Origin of the sequence: Streptomyces flavofungini, assembly GCF_041028215.1 — a bacterium.
Taxonomy (GTDB): domain Bacteria; phylum Actinomycetota; class Actinomycetes; order Streptomycetales; family Streptomycetaceae; genus Streptomyces; species Streptomyces flavofungini_B.
Window position 1 is genome coordinate 1 of the sequence record NZ_JASKYR010001223.1, and the last position, 1268, is coordinate 1268.

The window sequence follows — 1268 nt, forward strand, 5'->3', positions numbered from 1 at the left end:
CTCCCGTATGGCGCCCGGCGGGCCCGGCTACCGCCGGATGAGCCTCGCGCTGTTCCTCGCGGGCGTGGCCACCTTCGCCCTCCTCTACTCCACGCAGGCGCCGCTCCCCCTCGTCTCCGGCGACTTCGGGGTGAGCGCGAGCACGGCGAGCTGGACGGTGTCGGCGGCCACGGGCGCACTGGCCCTCTTCGTCCTGCCGCTCAGCGCCCTCAGCGAGCGCTTCGGGCGGCGCGCGGTCATGACCGCCTCGCTCTCGGTCGCGGTGGCCGTCGGACTCCTGGTCCCCTTCTCGCCCTCGGTCGAGGTGCTCATCGCCCTGCGTGCCGTGCAGGGCGCGGCCCTCGCGGGGCTGCCCGCGTCGGCGATGGCGTTCCTGGCCGAGGAGGTGCGGCCCAAGGCGCTGGTCGCCGCGATCGGCATGTTCGTGGCGGGCAACTCCATCGGCGGCATGAGCGGGCGCATCGTGACCGGCTGGGTCGCGCAGGCCTGGGGCTGGCGTGCGGCGGTCGGCGTCGTGGGCGTCGTCGCCGTCCTGTGCGCGGTCGCGTTCCGCGCGCTGCTGCCCGCGCCCCGCCACTTCACACCCGCCTCGCTCAGCCCGCGGGCCCTGGCCCGCACGGTCCGCACGCATCTGTCGAACCCGCTCCTGTGCAGGCTGTACGCGATCGGGGCACTGTTCATGACCGTCTTCGGCGCGGTCTACACGGTGATCGGCTACCGGCTCACCGAGGCGCCGTTCTCGCTGCCGCAGGGCATCATCGGCTCGGTCTTCCTCGTCTACCTCGTCGGTACGGTCTCCTCCGCCGCCGCGGGCAGGCTGGTGACCCGGCTCGGGCGGCGCGGCGCGCTCTACCTGGCGGTGAGCACGACCGCGGGCGGCCTGCTGCTCTCCCTCTCCCCGCTGCTGCCGCTGGTCCTGCTCGGCCTGGTGCTCATCACCGCCGGGTTCTTCGCCGGGCACGCGGTGGCGTCGTCCTCGGTGAGCCGTACGGCCACCACGGGCCGCGCACAGGCCTCGGCCCTGTACCAGTCCGCCTACTACCTGGGCTCCAGCGCGGGCGGCACGCTCGGCGCGGTCGCCTTCCACGCGGGCGGCTGGGCGGGGACCGTGGGGCTCGGCGTCCTCGCGGTGCTCGGCGTCGTGTCGGTCACGCTCTACGGCTCCCGGGCGGCCCGTGTGGGCGAGCGGCGCGAGGTGGTGGCGGCGCACTGAGAGCCTGTGTCCTATCCGTCCGTGGAGCCCCGCCCCAGCGGTCCCGTCCCCTTCC

Annotated in this window: 1 protein-coding gene; it reads left to right on the forward strand. The window is 74.9% G+C overall.

Features of this window, described 5'->3' with window-relative positions:
- The coding region (locus tag AB8Z36_RS39935) for an MFS transporter (protein WP_369218258.1) at positions 1-1213 on the forward strand (1213 nt) is incomplete at its 5' end.
- Positions 1214-1268: the final 55 nt, after the last annotated feature.